Source organism: Pseudoalteromonas sp. TB25 (assembly GCF_000497995.1).
Lineage (GTDB): Bacteria > Pseudomonadota > Gammaproteobacteria > Enterobacterales > Alteromonadaceae > Pseudoalteromonas > Pseudoalteromonas distincta.
Genome location: NZ_AUTI01000334.1, coordinates 1 through 14,921, shown reverse-complemented (window position 1 = coordinate 14,921; position 14,921 = coordinate 1). Strand labels below are relative to the sequence as shown.

The window sequence follows — 14,921 nt, the reverse complement described above, 5'->3', positions numbered from 1 at the left end:
CGGCTTTTTATGGACTTAATTTTTGCGGTTACTCGCGAACTTGGCCAACTCCATTAACTAAATACTTTTCTGTCGTTAGTGACTCGAGGCCCATAGGACCGTATGCATGTAGCTTGGAAGTAGCTATTCCAATCTCTGCACCTAGGCCCAATTGTGAGCCATCAGAAAAACGAGACGATGCGTTAACCATTACTACAGAAGCATCAACACTACGTTGGAATAACTCTGCAGCAGCTTCATTTTTAGTACAAATTACTTCTGTATGGTTTGATCCAAACTGTGCAATGTGTTCAACCGCTGCCGTAAAGTTTGGTACAACGCGAATAGCGATTTCTAGGTCTAGATATTCTTCACCAAATTCGTTATCAGCTAGGACTGTTGCGTTATCAAAGTATTTAACTGCAAAGCTGTCAGCATTTATTTTTACACCTTCTTGGCGTAATACAACTGCACACAAATTTAAAAACTCATCTGCCACATCTTGATGCACAACTAAACCTTCTAGTGCATTACAAACACCGGTACGCTGCGTTTTACCGTTAAGCAGTAAGTTAAGCGCAATTTCTAGGTCGGCATCTTTATCTACATATAGATGACAAACGCCTTTGTAATGCTGAATTACTGGGATCGTACTGTTTTCAGTAACAAAGTTAATTAAACCCTCGCCGCCGCGTGGAATGATTAAATCAATGCTTTCGCGTTGCTGCATCAGTTCCATTAACAGCGCACGGTCTGGATCTGGAATCACTGAAATAAGTGATACCGGTAAGTTGTGCTTCTCAAGTACGCTATGCATTACACTTGCGATAGCTTGTGAACTTCTAAGTGCTTCTTTGCCGCCACGTAAAATTACGCCATTACCTGATTTAAAACATAGTGCACCAGCGTCTGCTGTCACATTCGGACGTGCTTCGTAAATCATACACACAACGCCAAGAGGTACTCGCATTTTGCGAATTTTAATACCATTTGGGCGCTCAGTAATATCACGCAGCTGACCAACAGGATCATCAAGGCTTACGATTACTTCAATTCCTTCAGCCATTGCTTCAATACGCTCATCGTTTAACGTTAAGCGGTCGATCATTGAGGCAGCTAAGTTATTGTCGCGTGCTGCGCTTAAATCACTTTCATTTTCTTTTATTATAAATGCTTTTTGCTCTCTTAGTGCCGCTGCCATTTCAACTAGTACTTTGTTTTTAGTCTTGGTATCGAGTAAAGCAAGTGTATGTGCAGCTTTAGCTGCCTGACGTGAAATGTCCGTAATTAAACTCATGACTTCTCCAATAATGCGATATGTTTTTCAGATATAACTGGTCCAATTGAATCCTGCATTTTTTCGCTGAATTCACTCTGTTCGTTGTCTGCAATAAAGTTTAACAAACAGCTACTATAATTTGCGGTCGCTTTAGCTAAACGCGTACCGTCTTCACTACGTACTAAAATGGTATCACCCACGGCAAATTCACCGTGAACTTCCATGATTTCGTCACCACGAATACATCCACTTTCACCTTCAAGAGATTCATCAAATGATCCATCAACAACAACTTCACCTTGCTCATTTGCTGTATGTGTCATCCAATGAATAGAGTCCTGCATCGGTTTTTCGTACGGTAAAAATACACTACCTGGGTTTTCTCCAGCTAGCAGTTTTGTAAATGTTTCTTCTTTAAAGCCATTTATAATATAAGTCGCTATACCATGTGACGTTGCTTTTTCTGCCGCTTCTATTTTAGTTTTCATACCACCAGTACCAACCGCACTTGTAGCACATCCTGCCATAGCATAAATAGATTCATCAATTGATTTTATTTCAGGCAGTAGCACCGCATCATCATGCAAGTTAGGGTTTTTATCATATAGCCCGTCAACATCTGAGAATATTAATAAAGCATCGGCGTCGGCAGCTGCTGCAACCATTGCTGATAAGTTATCGTTATCACCCACTCTTAAGTCGTCGGTAGTTACAGCATCATTTTCATTAATGATAGGAAGTACACCATGTTCAAGTAAAGTGAACACGGTTTCACGGATGCTCTGGTAACGCTCGCGGTCACGTAAATCGCCATGCGTTAATAATAGCTGCGCAGATGGAAAGTCAAAAAAGCGGTCCCACATGGCAATCATTTCTGTTTGACCTGCTGCCGCCATTGCTTTTTTCATTACCACAGAGCGTGGTTTGTCTGATGGGAATAAATGCGCGCCAGCAGCTACAGAACCCGATGATACTAAAATCACCTCGATTCCACGGGCACGACAACGAACAATGAACTGTGCGATGGTTAATATGTAACGCGAACGGCAGCCATCTTGATCTGGTGCAATTAATGCACTACCTACTTTAAGTACGATACGTCGCCAATTTAACTTTTGCATAAATGCTCAACTTTCCATTTTATCTGCGCTCACCTTAATTAGACGAGCTAAAACTAAGTAGCTAGGTTTAAAACATAGCTTCGAATTTGTCTTTCATTTAGGCAACACTTTTTTACACACACGCGAAAACCATATCTAAAACAATAAGCTTAGATTTAAGGTTAAGTATAAAGTAGCAACAACCCAATAATATCGAGCAGCACTAATCAAAAAATTTAAAAGTGTTGTTTATGCATCGCTGTAAAAAGCTGTGTGTGGCTTTTTTATTAACAACATACATAGAGCCTCTAAAGTCTGATACACCAACAGATAGGGTGAAGACCAAAGGACCGAGATTTAACCGCCACGATGGGGGTTAAACATTGAAAGTAATAGTTCAACTCAAACCTTTATTTACTTAAATAATTAAATAAACTTGTTTAGCAAAACCATACCAAGAGTTCGGCAAATGAAATTATGTAGTGTTCGAATACTAGTAACACCACTAATGCATGATTATAAAGATTAAAAATGACGTTAAGATTAACAAACCACTTTTACTTCCAATAAACTTCATTAGATAACTAATTATTAGAACACGAAGCATATTACACTAAATACCCCTTAAAAATCAAGGTTAAAATTCGAGCGAAGCTAATTCCTCCTCGTTTGTGGTGTTAGATTGTTATTAAAATTCAACCAATTAAACAATTAATACAGCCTAAAATAAGGCGGCTTAACACGCGCAAAATAATTTAAGCCTACTAATCTTCTATAAGCAGCTAAAATTGATTAGTAATATTTGAATTTCCCGTGTATACCCCTGTATTAATAATTAACAAAAGTTATACTTTCTAAACAAACCGTCATAAATAAGGAATTCTTAATCTATGTCAGCAATTTACATAGCCGGTATCGCACTTTGCTCTGTGCTTGCCCAATGGGTCGCGTGGGCTTTTAGAGTGCCCGCTATTCTTTTCTTATTGCTTACTGGTCTTTTACTTGGGCCATTTAGTGGTGTTTTAGACCCTGATGCATTGTTAGGTGATTTACTGTTTCCAGTTGTATCACTAAGTGTTGCCATCATTTTATTTGAAGGATCCTTAACTCTGCATTTCAGAGAGCTAAAAGGAATCGGAAAAGTTGTAAGAAACCTTTGCTCCATCGGCATGCTTACTACCTGTATTATTATTAGCCTCAGCGCCTATTGGTTACTTGAACTTAATTGGCGTGTAGCTGCGGTATTAGGTGCAGTGCTAGTTGTAACAGGCCCTACTGTTATAGCACCGCTATTAAACTCAATGCGCCCAACACAAGACATTGACCGCATACTTCGATGGGAAGGTATTGTAATAGACCCGATCGGCGCATTATTCGCTGTATTAGTATTTGAAGCCGTAATGCTGGTAGGCCAAGGCGAAGTATTTAGCCACACTATTATTGCTTTAGTTAAAACCCTAGGTGTTGGATTAAGTATTGGTGTTGCTGCTGGTTGGTTAACAACACTATTAATGCGCCGCGAGTGGCTACCATTTGAATTACATAAGTTTGGTATATTGGCATTAGTACTCATTAGTTTTTCTGTATCAAACTATTTAAGCCATGAATCAGGCCTATTAGCAGTGACTGTATTTGGTATTTGGCTTGCTAACCAAGACGATTTAGAAATAGATTCTGTACTTGAGTTCAAAGAAGACTTGTCGATGATATTAATATCAACGCTGTTTATTTTACTTGCAGCACGCTTACAGCTCTCTGATTTAATGATGCTCGACAGCGATGTATTTATATTTTTAGCTATCGTGCTTTTTGTTGCTCGGCCACTGTGTATTGCTATTTCGACCTTTGGTACTGACTTACCAATGAAGTCTCGTTTGGTACTTGCCTGGATAGCTCCACGCGGTATAGTCGCCGCAGCCGTTGGGTCGGTATTTGCGCTTAGCATGATGGAGTCTGGTGTTGCGGATGCTGAAAAAATGGTACCTCTTATATTTACAGTAATTATAATTACCGTTGTACTACAGAGCTTAACCGCCATTCCTGTCGCCAAGCTATTAGGTGTACGCCAGCCATCGCCAAATACAATATTAATTATTGGTGCAAACCATGTATCGCGTGCAATCGGCCGAGGCTTACAAGAGCAAAACATTCCGGTTCACCTGTCAGATCCTGCATGGGAAAACTGCAGAATGGCACGTATGGATGGTTTAGCTTGTTATTATGGTAACCCGCAATCAGAGCATGCTGAACGCTACTTACCTCTAACAACGATTCGTAGTGTATTAGCATTATCGCCAAATCGTCATCATAATGCGTTAGGTGTTCAATACTTTTCGCATTTACTTAATGAGAAAAATGTATTTTCGCTACGCTCATCAACGTCGCATGCAAAAGCAAATAAAGACAGCGCAACGTTTTTATCTAGACAAATACTGTTTGGAGACGAAGGCTCGTATGCACGTTTAAGCAGTATTATAGCTAAAGGCGGTAAGGTTAGTTCAACACGTATCTCGGATGAGTTTAGCTGGGAACAATACTTAGAAATGAACCCTGAGGCTATCCCTTTATTTATTCTCAAAGGTGATAAAGACAGTGATGACGATACACCAATTAAGCTAAGACCGTTTACAATCAACATGGAAAAACCGCCGCAAGAAGGCGAACGCGTTGTTGCATTGCAGCCGCCTAAAATGTCAGTTTTAAAAGACCCGCAAACAAAGGCTAAAGAAGACAGCTAAATACTTTTACGGTCTGTAAAAACTAAAAAACCCTAACTTAAAAAGTTAGGGTTTTGTTTTTAAAAGCCATTAAATAGGAAGGCGAGCTCGAGCAACCACACTATCTGGCATTTTTTGCGCTAACTTAGTCAGCGCTCGCTCAATTTTTTTATGAGTCGCTTTATCTGCCACCATAGAATTAAATAGCCAACGATAGGCATCTTCAAAATCACGCGGGCTGCCATAGCCATCATTAAATAATTTAACTAAACGTAGTTGTGCTTTTAAATTGCCTTGCGACGAGGCTTCACGCAAATACGTAATTGCCATTGCTTTATCTTGCTGAACTAAGCGACCAGTGTCGTAGTATCGTCCCAATTGCTCTAGCGCTGCAGCTAAGCCTTGCTCAGCTGCTTTTCGCATGTAATACACCCCTAACTCTACATTGCGATCAACGCACACGTTATAAGCCAGCATATCGCCGTATAAAAATTGATAAGACGGCAATGCCATTTTATTGGCTCGTGCTTCTATATCTTGCACCAACTGGCAATCATCTGCCTTTACGCGCGCTAAATGCGTATTTTTATTTATTAACGCAATTAGCTCTGATTCTGTATACAGCGGCACAGCAGCAGGGCTTTCTGTAGCTAAGCTGTTGGTTGCTATAAATAAAGACAGCGGTATTAACGAAAGCCTTAGTACGCAATTACGATTAAATAAACGCATGTTCACCACTTATATAAATAAACTTATTAAATAATATACAAAGATCGTTCCAAGGTGAATTTTAGACACAAAAAAAGCTGCACGGAGCAGCTTTTTTTAATCTAATGGTAATTACGCAAACGGATTGCGAAGCACCATAGTTTCTACACGGTCAGGACCTGTAGAAATAATATCAATTGGAACACCCGTAATTTCTTCAATACGTTTGATGTAGTCAATCGCAGCTTTTGGTAAACCGTCAAGACTAGTTACACCAACAGTGTTTTCTGACCAACCTGGCATTTCTTCGTATACTGGTGTTACTTTATCGTAACCTTCAGCCGCTAATGGTGTTACGTTAGTAACTGTGCCATCTTCAAGCTTGTAACCAGTACAGATTTTAAGTGTTTCTAAGCCATCTAAAACATCAAGCTTAGTTAAACAAAAACCTGAAATACTGTTGATTTGAACTGCACGGCGCATAGCCACTGCATCTAACCAACCAGTACGACGAAGTCGACCTGTTGTAGCGCCAAACTCATGGCCTTTATCACCTAGGTGCTTACCAACTGGATCTTGTTTATCAAGACCGTCGTAAAGCTCTGTAGGGAAAGGACCTGAACCAACACGTGTCGTGTACGCTTTAATAATACCTAAAACGTAATCAAGGTTTAATGGACCAAAACCTGCACCAGTAGCAACGCCACCAGCGGTAGTGTTTGAAGATGTTACATAAGGGTAAGTACCGTGATCTATATCAAGTAACGTACCTTGTGCACCTTCAAATAAAATGTTTTCGCCTGCTAAACGCGTTTGATCTAAAAGCTCAGTTACATCTACAACCATTGCTTTTAAGATATCAGCAACAGCCATTGCATCATCAAACGTTTTTTGGAAATCTACAGCATCTACTTTGTAGTAGTTAACTAAAGTGAAGTTGTGGTACTCAAGCACTTCTTTTAATTTAGCTGCAAATACTTCAGGATTAAATAAATCGCCTACGCGTAAACCACGACGTGCTACTTTATCTTCGTACGCAGGACCGATTCCACGGCCAGTTGTACCAATAGGCTTATCGCCACGAGCTGTTTCGCGGGCTACATCTAATGCAACATGGAAAGGCAAGATTAGCGGACATGCTTCACTTATTAAAAGACGCTCGCGTACTGGTACGCCGCGCTCTTCAAGCATGCCAATTTCTCTCATTAGCGCTTCTGGTGATAAAACTACACCATTACCAATCACACATTTAACATTGTCACGTAATACACCCGATGGAATAAGGTGTAGAACCGTCTTTTCACCTTCGATAACTAAAGTATGACCCGCATTGTGGCCACCTTGATAACGAACTACTAAAGATGCTTTGTCTGTAAGGAGATCAACTACCTTACCCTTTCCTTCGTCACCCCATTGGGTGCCTAATACAACAACGTTTTTACCCATCGTAAATTCACTTAGAGAAAATTAGGACGAGATTTTACCAGAAAACTAAAGTAAAGATCACCCCTGTTCAGCTTATTTTTTCTGCGGGCAATTGTTACATCCAAATATTGACCAATAACCACATAAATAACAGTGATTTAACGCACTAGTTTGTATTTAACAAAAAGCCCCGCAAATGCGAGGCTTTTTAACTTTTAAATAATTAACGTAAAGTCTATTGAGCTTTAGCGCCTTTCATATATTGGAAGAAGTCGCTATCTGGTGAAAGCACCATAACATCTTGCTTATCTTTAAAAGTCTTTTTGTAAGCTTCAAGTGAACGTACAAAACTAAAGAACTCAGGGTCTTTGTTATACGCATTAGCATAAATGCCTGCAGCATCAGCATCGCCTTGACCACGTACAGAACGTGCATTACGCTCAGCATCAGCAAGCATTACAGTTACTCGACGGTCAACTCCCGCACGAATAGTCTCTGCTTTTTCCTGACCTTCAGAACGGTGCTCTTTTGCAACCGCAGTACGCTCAGCGCGCATACGTTGGTAAATAGAGCTACTCACTTCTTGTGGTAAGTTGATTTGCTTAACACGTACGTCTAGTACTTCAATACCTAGCTCACGTGCACTTTCAGAAGCTTGTACTAACGCTTCTTCCATCAACTCGCTACGCTCACCTGATACAATTTCGCGAATTGTACGTGTACCAAAGTTTGTACGAAGACCATTGTTTACTTTTTGCTTAAGTAGCGTTTCAGCATATTGCTTATCGCCACGAGCACGTAAGTAAAAAGCACTAAAGTCATTAACTCGCCATTTTACAAACGAATCAACAATTAAGTCTTTTTTCTCGCTAGTAACAAAGCGATCTGGCGCACCATCTAGCGTTTGAATACGTGCATCAATACGACGTACTTGGCTAAAAAATGGTACTTTAAATTGTAGGCCTGGGCCATATACAATCGCTTTGTCGTCGCTATCTTTTTGTACTTTACTGAATAACATTACAATTGCTTTTTGCCCTTCAGGTACAACAAATACCGATGAGAAAGACATAACAATGGCAGCTAATAGTATTACTAAACTAAAGTTTTTCATTATGATTATCTCCCATCATTGAAGCGGTCATTGTTAAAGCGGTCATTGCCACTATTAACGGAGCTATTGCGCGACGTATTAACTTTATTACGTAAGTCTTGAATATCACTTGAACTTGGAAGTGCAACTCGTGTTGCGGTTCCTTGCTTGTCCATAATTTTATCAAGAGGTAAATACATCATGTTATTGCCGCCTTTAACATCAACCAATATTTTAGAACTACTCCCTAACACTTCTTCCATTGCATCAATGTATAAGCGCTCACGAGTAACTTCTTTAGCTGCTTGATATTCAGGTAAAAGCTTTTCAAAGCGAGCTACCTCACCTTGTGCTTCCAATGTAATGCGCTCTTGATAACCTTCCGCTTCTTGAGTCATACGCGTTACTTGACCACGAGCACGCGGTTCAATTTCACGAGCATATGCTTCTGCTTCACGGATGAAACGTTCTTCATCTTCTTGTGCAGCAATTGCATCATCAAATGCATCTTTAACTTCAGTTGGTGGACGAGAGTCTTTAAAGTTCACGTCAGTAACAATTAAACCTAAGTTATATGGTTCGATAATCTTATTAAGCTCATCCCATGTATTTTGACGAACAACCTCACGGCCATTAGTTAATACTTGGTCCATTTTTGCATGGCCCACAACATAACGCAGGGCACTGTCTAGCGCTTCTTCTAAGCTACTATCAGCGTTAGTTACGCTAAATTCATAAAGGTATGGGTCAATAACACGGTATTGCACCTGAAACTCAACGCTCACTACGTTTTCGTCTTCAGTAAGCATAAAACCAGAAGCCGATAATGAACGAACAGCTTCAATATCTACTGGGATTACCGTTTCGATGAAAGTCATTTTCCAACGCAAACCAGGATCAGCAATTCGGTCATATTTACCAAATTGTAGAACCACACCACGCTCGGCTTCTTTAACCGTATAAATACCACTTAACGCCCATACAATAACGGCGATAATAAGTATGAATGAAATACCGGCTCCGCCAAGTCCACCGCCGCTACCATTGCCGGATTTTTTCCCGCCAAATAAGCCGCTGAACTTGTTACTAAACTTGCGGAACACCTCGTCTAAATCAGGTGGGCCTTGATCACGTCCGCCTTTATTATTCCACGGATCTTTGTCATTGCCATTATTACCCGGTTCATTCCAGGCCATAGCTATACTCCATTGTTATCTAAATAAATTAGGAAATTGTGTTAAATCTAACAAATCTACCGCGTTTCTCATACAAAAACCGACATTAAAACGTCAATTTTTAATTACGGTTGATAAAACCAGCAATTTCAGGACCAAATTCTTTAATTAAACGATTCCACTCAACCATTGGCATTCTAACATCTAACAGCCAATTACCTTGCTCATCAAATTGCTCTTCATGCACTGCATTTAAACTGAACAATGCAGCTCTTAAGCGACCATACAATGGCGTAAGAAATAATGTTTCGTTAAACATCTTCTTAGCTAGTAACTCACTGATAGCCTCGCTAAGTAATTCACACCCTTCACCAGTCTGAGCGCTAAGCCATACTCTTATAGGTTGACCTTCGTCATCTCGATCAATACGTGGGCTTACGTTATCCAGCGCATCAATTTTATTATAAATTAATAGCTGTGGTACTTCATCGGCCTCAATTTCTTTAAGCACCGATTGTACTTGTTCAATATTTTCTTGCAGACGTGAGTCTGCGGCATCAATTACATGTAACTGCAAATCAGCTTCGCGAGTTTCAGTAAGCGTTGCTTTAAAAGCAGCAACTAAGTCATGTGGTAGGTGACGAATAAAGCCCACTGTATCAGCTAAGATAACAGGGCCAACATCACCTAACTCAAGCTTACGTAGAGTCGGATCAAGCGTGGCAAACAACTGATCGGCCGCGTATACATCTGAATTTGTAATTCGATTAAATAATGTAGATTTACCCGCATTGGTATAACCAACTAATGAAACTGTAGGTATTTCGTTGCGAGTACGAGCTCGCCTACCTTGTTCACGTTGCACTGCAACTTTAGCTAAACGTGCACGAATATTTTGAATACGGGCACGAAGTAATCTTCTGTCAGTTTCAAGTTGAGTTTCACCAGGACCACGTAAACCAATCCCGCCTTTTTGACGTTCAAGGTGAGTCCAGCCTCGAATTAATCGAGTCGACATATGGCGAAGTTGAGCCAATTCAACTTGCAGCTTACCCTCGTGGGTACGTGCGCGCTGGGCAAAAATATCAAGAATTAGCGTCGTTCTATCAAGCACACGACATTGACAAACGCGCTCTAAATTACGCTCTTGTGATGGCCTAAGTTGATGATTAAAAATTACGACATCTGCTTTGTGGATTTTGACAATCTCAGCTATTTCCTCTGCTTTACCGGTACCGACGAATAGTTTCGGATGTGGTGCTTGACGGCTGCCTTGCACAACCGCCAAACTACTAACACCAGCAGAAGATACCAACATTTCTAATTCGTGAAGATCTTCACGATCTCCTTCTTTAGGCAAGTCGATATGAACTAAAATTGCCTGTTCGCCGGATTCATAGCGGTCAAACAAACATTATGCTCCTAATTAAAAGTTTCCAGCTTCTGCCTCTTCAGTGTCTTCACTCCCTTGAACTGCTTGGAAGTTAACTGCGCGAGCAGGGACAACTGTAGAAATTGCATGCTTATAAACCATTTGATTTACGGTGTTCTCTAGTAAAATAACAAATTGGTCAAATGACTGAATTTTGCCTTGTAATTTTATGCCATTTACCAAAAAGATTGATACTGGAATGCGCTCACGTCGTAGTGCATTCAAAAATGGGTCTTGTAACGATTGGCCTTTTGCCATGTTATTGTTCCTTCGTTCTAGGTGTTATTATAATTAAGTGGCTGAACTTATTTGATAAAAAACAATATTCAACTACTACTAGCTTAGCGAACTTACTACACGATGCAAGTTTTCTTCGTCGCCTGTTGTTAACCAAGTAACATCAGGCCAACTACGAAGCCACGTTAACTGCCGTTTTGCCAGCTGACGTGTTGCTGCGATGCCACGAAAAACCATTTCATCATGGTTTGTTTCACCCGCAAGGTAATCCCACATTTGTCTATAACCAACACAACGAATAGAAGGCATATTGGGGTGTAAATCCTTACGTAGATATAGGGTCGAAACTTCATTTTCAAACCCCTGATCAATCATTATTTTAAACCTTTCTTCAATTCGGCGGTGTAATTCACTGCGTTCTTGCGGTGCAATCGCAAATTGATGAAAAGTATAAGGTAAAGCCGGCTGTTTTTGCATTTGCAACTCAGTCATGGTCTTACCAGTTAACCTGTAAACCTCTAAAGCTCGATTAATTCTTTGTGAATCATTTTCACTTATTTTTTCGGCTGCTTTTGGGTCAACTTTAACTAATTCTTTATATAAATGAGGCCAGCCAAATTCTTTCGCTTGCGCTTCTAACTCTGTTCTTATCTCTGTATCTGCTTCAGGTAAAGGCGATAAACCATCAATTAAAGATTTGAAGTACAGCATTGTACCTCCAACCAATACAGGCACTTTACCTTGTCTGTGAAATTCGTCAATTTTTTGCACTGCATCGCGCCTAAAATCTGCAACTGAATACGTTTCACTCGGGTCAAGTAGATCAATTAAATGATGCGGAGCTTTGGCTAATTCTTCCGCATCAGGTTTTGCTGTACCAATGTCCATACCTTTATACACTAGCGCTGAATCTACGCTGATTATTTCTGTATTTAAATGCTCGCACAGCGAGATTGCCAATGCTGTTTTACCTGCTGCAGTTGGACCCATTAAAAATATAACTGGTAAATTACTCAACACTGATACCTTAATCTAATTGCGTTAAATAGTGATTTAGCTCTATTTTAACTGCTTTTTTACGCAAGCGTTCAATAGTTTGTGGATTATTTTGTAAGCGCATTTGTTGCGCTAAAAATATATTGCTTAAATAAAATCGGGTCGGCACGCATTTCATTTGCCATTCTAACCAATTCTCTATATTTTCAAGTTTTGCTTTACACGCATCAAGTAGCTCACCTACCGCTGCACTTACATCAAGTAAATATAAACACGCTGGCAATTTTTTAACCATTACAAATTGTTTTTCTATTACAAGTTCAAAACCAAGTAAGGTAAACCACGATTGCTGGGATTCTATAAGTAAGCAATCTTCTTTTTCTAAGTTTACTCGCACTGGTAACAAAAGGGCTTTCCCTTCTAAACTTCCGAACTCTTTAATTTGATTATGCCAATCATCTACCAATGCATATTTGAAATGTGAGCAATACAATTGCTGCTCAACACTAAATACACACGCACCTTCATTAACACTGATGATTGAAACTGTCTTTAAAACATTATGCGCAGACTCTAACTGGTGTTGTGCTACGGGTATGTTTGCTACATTATCAAAATGCGCAGCGTGTTGCTCACTCACACCTTGATAAAACGCGTTTACATCATGATGGCTCGTACTTGGTGTATCACGGTATGCCCCGCCACCGCCAACACTTCTAGTACCTGATGCTGAACTACCTGCACTTCCAGAGTAAGAGGGCTGTAATTGCGATTTAGGGTAATCAAATACTCCATCCGCTTTTATATCATTAGAACTACTATGCGCTGACCCCATAAACACAGGCGCAGATTCCACCTCAGAGCTAAGCGGTTCATTCGTAAACTCACCTTGCAGCGGCACTACCACTTGCTTAATAGCCTGTAATATAAAGTCATGAATTAAGCGCCCTTGATGAAAACGGACTTCATGCTTAGCTGGATGAACATTTACATCAACCTGCCGAGGGTCTATATCAATATAAATGACAAAACCGGGTAATTCTTGTGTTCCGCTTACTTCTTCAAATGCCTGGCGTATAGCATGCAGAATAAGTTTATCGCGCATCATACGATTATTAACATAAGTATACTGAGTCGTATTAGCTGAACCTACAGGTAGCACCCAACCATGCAGCTGTAAGCCACCCTCTCCTGATTGAATATGCAAACCTTGCTCAGCAAAAGCCTTACCTGCAACTTGCGCTACACGTGTAATAGCCTGAGAGGGTTCTGTCTTCGCACGATACTGCCTTACTACTTTTTCGTTGTGAGTTAGTGTAATAGAGACATCAAAGCGACTAAGCGCAATACGCTTTATCAACTCATCAATATGGCTAAATTCCGTTTTTTCGGTACGCAAGAATTTACGACGAGCTGGGGTGTTAAAAAATAAATCTTTTACTTCAATGGTTGTGCCATCAGGGTGCGCTACTGGCTTTACTTGCACGGCCATATCGCGACCTTCTGCAAATGCTTGCCAAGCAGCTTCTTGATCTTTTGGTTTTGAGCTCAGCGTTAAACGCGATACAGAGCTAATTGACGCAAGCGCTTCTCCCCTAAAACCAAGTGAACAAATATTTTCAAGGTCATCTAGAGATTTTAATTTACTCGTAGCGTGACGAGAAAGCGCGAGCGTTAGCTCATCTTTACTTATCCCTGAACCGTTATCACGTATACGAATAAGCTTATGACCGCCACGCTCTATATCTATCTGAATACGTGTAGCGCCAGCATCTAAACTGTTTTCGACTAGCTCTTTTACTACCGACGCTGGGCGCTCAACCACTTCGCCTGCGGCAATTTGGTTAGCTAAACGCGCGGGTAATATTTCAATATTCATGAGATTTCCTAGCAAGCATTGCGCTAATAATAATGACTAACTTTGTGGTATATCGAGCTCTTGCCCAATAAACAAAGTATTAGAGCTAAGCTTATTAACTTGTTTTAATTCAGTGACTGTAATGCCATAGCGACTCGCCAACATACTTAAAGATTCACCCGGGCGTACCTTGTGCTTTGTTGGATATTGCGACTTTAATTTAGCAAATAAAGAGTCATCAGGTGGATTTTTTAAATAGTAATTTTTAATTGAAGTAAATATAGCTTTAGCCAAACGCTCTTGATGGTTAGCACTTTTAAGCAGCTTTTCTTCTCGTGGGTTAGATATAAACCCTGTTTCTACTAAAATTGATGGGATATCTGGTGATTTAAGTACAGCAAGACTCGCATGTTGGGGATCTTTCTTATGCAACTTAGCAACTTTACGTAGCTCTTTAACCACTTCGTCAGCTACGTTTAAGCCGGTTTTCATAGAGTGATCCATCGACATATCAAGTAATGCTTGCGCTAAGTATTTTTCGTTAGCGGCATCTTTCATTACATCCGCAGCGCCACCTAAAAGCTCAGAGTGCTTTTCTTTATCTTCTATCCATTTACCTATCTCTGAATTAGCACGCCTTAACGACAACACCCAAACAGAGGCACCATTTGGTCCCGGGCTCGTAAATGCATCAGCATGAATAGAGACAAAAAAGTCGGCCTTTTTTTCACGAGCACGATTGGTGCGCGTATTAAGTTTTACAAAGTAGTCACCGCTTCGTACCATGCGCGAAATCATCCCACGTTCGCCATCAATCATGCGCTCTAAACGTTTTGCAATTTGCAGTGTTACTGTTTTTTCGTACGTGCCAGAGGGACCAATTGAACCTGGATCTTCGCCGCCATGACCCGCATCAATTGCA

Annotated in this window: 12 protein-coding genes; 1 reads left to right on the top strand and 11 read right to left on the bottom strand. The window is 40.4% G+C overall.

Features of this window, described 5'->3' with window-relative positions; genetic code table 11:
- Nucleotides 1-28: 28 nt before the first annotated feature.
- A complete protein-coding gene (locus tag L652_RS0113185) occupies nt 29-1,276 on the bottom strand; it encodes a glutamate-5-semialdehyde dehydrogenase (RefSeq protein WP_024597264.1) in 1,248 nt (415 codons plus the stop codon).
- Nucleotides 1,273-2,379: a glutamate 5-kinase gene (gene proB / locus L652_RS0113180; RefSeq protein ID WP_002957876.1), complete on the bottom strand. Its 1,107-nt coding sequence runs from the start codon at nt 2,377-2,379 to the stop codon at nt 1,273-1,275. The genes L652_RS0113185 and proB overlap by 4 nt, the downstream gene beginning before the upstream one ends.
- Before the next feature lie 869 nt (nt 2,380-3,248).
- Between proB and L652_RS0113175 the strand changes: the two genes are divergently transcribed.
- Complete coding sequence (locus L652_RS0113175) at nt 3,249-5,096, top strand: sodium:proton antiporter (protein ID WP_002957877.1); 1,848 nt, start codon at nt 3,249-3,251, stop codon at nt 5,094-5,096.
- Between the two features lie 69 nt (nt 5,097-5,165).
- On the opposite strand, the gene L652_RS0113170 is transcribed toward L652_RS0113175, so the two are convergent.
- The 9 genes from L652_RS0113170 to L652_RS0113130 all read right to left on the bottom strand — a co-directional run.
- A complete protein-coding gene (locus L652_RS0113170; protein ID WP_024597265.1) occupies nt 5,166-5,804 on the bottom strand; it encodes an SEL1-like repeat protein in 639 nt (212 codons plus the stop codon).
- Nucleotides 5,805-5,915: 111 nt separating this feature from the next.
- Nucleotides 5,916-7,229 carry an adenylosuccinate synthase gene (locus tag L652_RS0113165; RefSeq protein ID WP_024597266.1) on the bottom strand — a complete coding sequence of 438 codons (1,314 nt, stop codon included), beginning with the start codon at nt 7,227-7,229 and terminating at the stop codon, nt 5,916-5,918.
- Between the two features lie 214 nt (nt 7,230-7,443).
- Complete coding sequence (gene hflC, locus L652_RS0113160; protein WP_002957880.1) at nt 7,444-8,322, bottom strand: protease modulator HflC; 879 nt, start codon at nt 8,320-8,322, stop codon at nt 7,444-7,446.
- A gap of 5 nt (nt 8,323-8,327) precedes the next feature.
- Nucleotides 8,328-9,497, bottom strand: coding sequence for an FtsH protease activity modulator HflK (hflK, locus tag L652_RS0113155; protein ID WP_002957881.1), 1,170 nt, complete (start codon nt 9,495-9,497; stop codon nt 8,328-8,330).
- Between the two features lie 100 nt (nt 9,498-9,597).
- Entirely contained in the window at nt 9,598-10,887 is a 1,290-nt protein-coding gene (hflX, locus tag L652_RS0113150) for a ribosome rescue GTPase HflX (RefSeq protein WP_024597267.1), read from the bottom strand.
- A 15-nt stretch (nt 10,888-10,902) separates the two neighbouring features.
- Complete coding sequence (hfq, locus tag L652_RS0113145; RefSeq protein WP_024597268.1) at nt 10,903-11,166, bottom strand: RNA chaperone Hfq; 264 nt, start codon at nt 11,164-11,166, stop codon at nt 10,903-10,905.
- 78 nt (nt 11,167-11,244) lie between these two features.
- Entirely contained in the window at nt 11,245-12,162 is a 918-nt protein-coding gene (miaA, locus tag L652_RS0113140; protein ID WP_024597269.1) for a tRNA (adenosine(37)-N6)-dimethylallyltransferase MiaA, read from the bottom strand.
- A gap of 10 nt (nt 12,163-12,172) precedes the next feature.
- Nucleotides 12,173-14,020, bottom strand: coding sequence for a DNA mismatch repair endonuclease MutL (gene mutL / locus L652_RS0113135; protein ID WP_024597270.1), 1,848 nt, complete (start codon nt 14,018-14,020; stop codon nt 12,173-12,175).
- Nucleotides 14,021-14,056: 36 nt separating this feature from the next.
- On the bottom strand, nt 14,057-14,921 hold an 865-nt coding region (locus L652_RS0113130; RefSeq protein ID WP_024603498.1), incomplete at its 5' end, for an N-acetylmuramoyl-L-alanine amidase.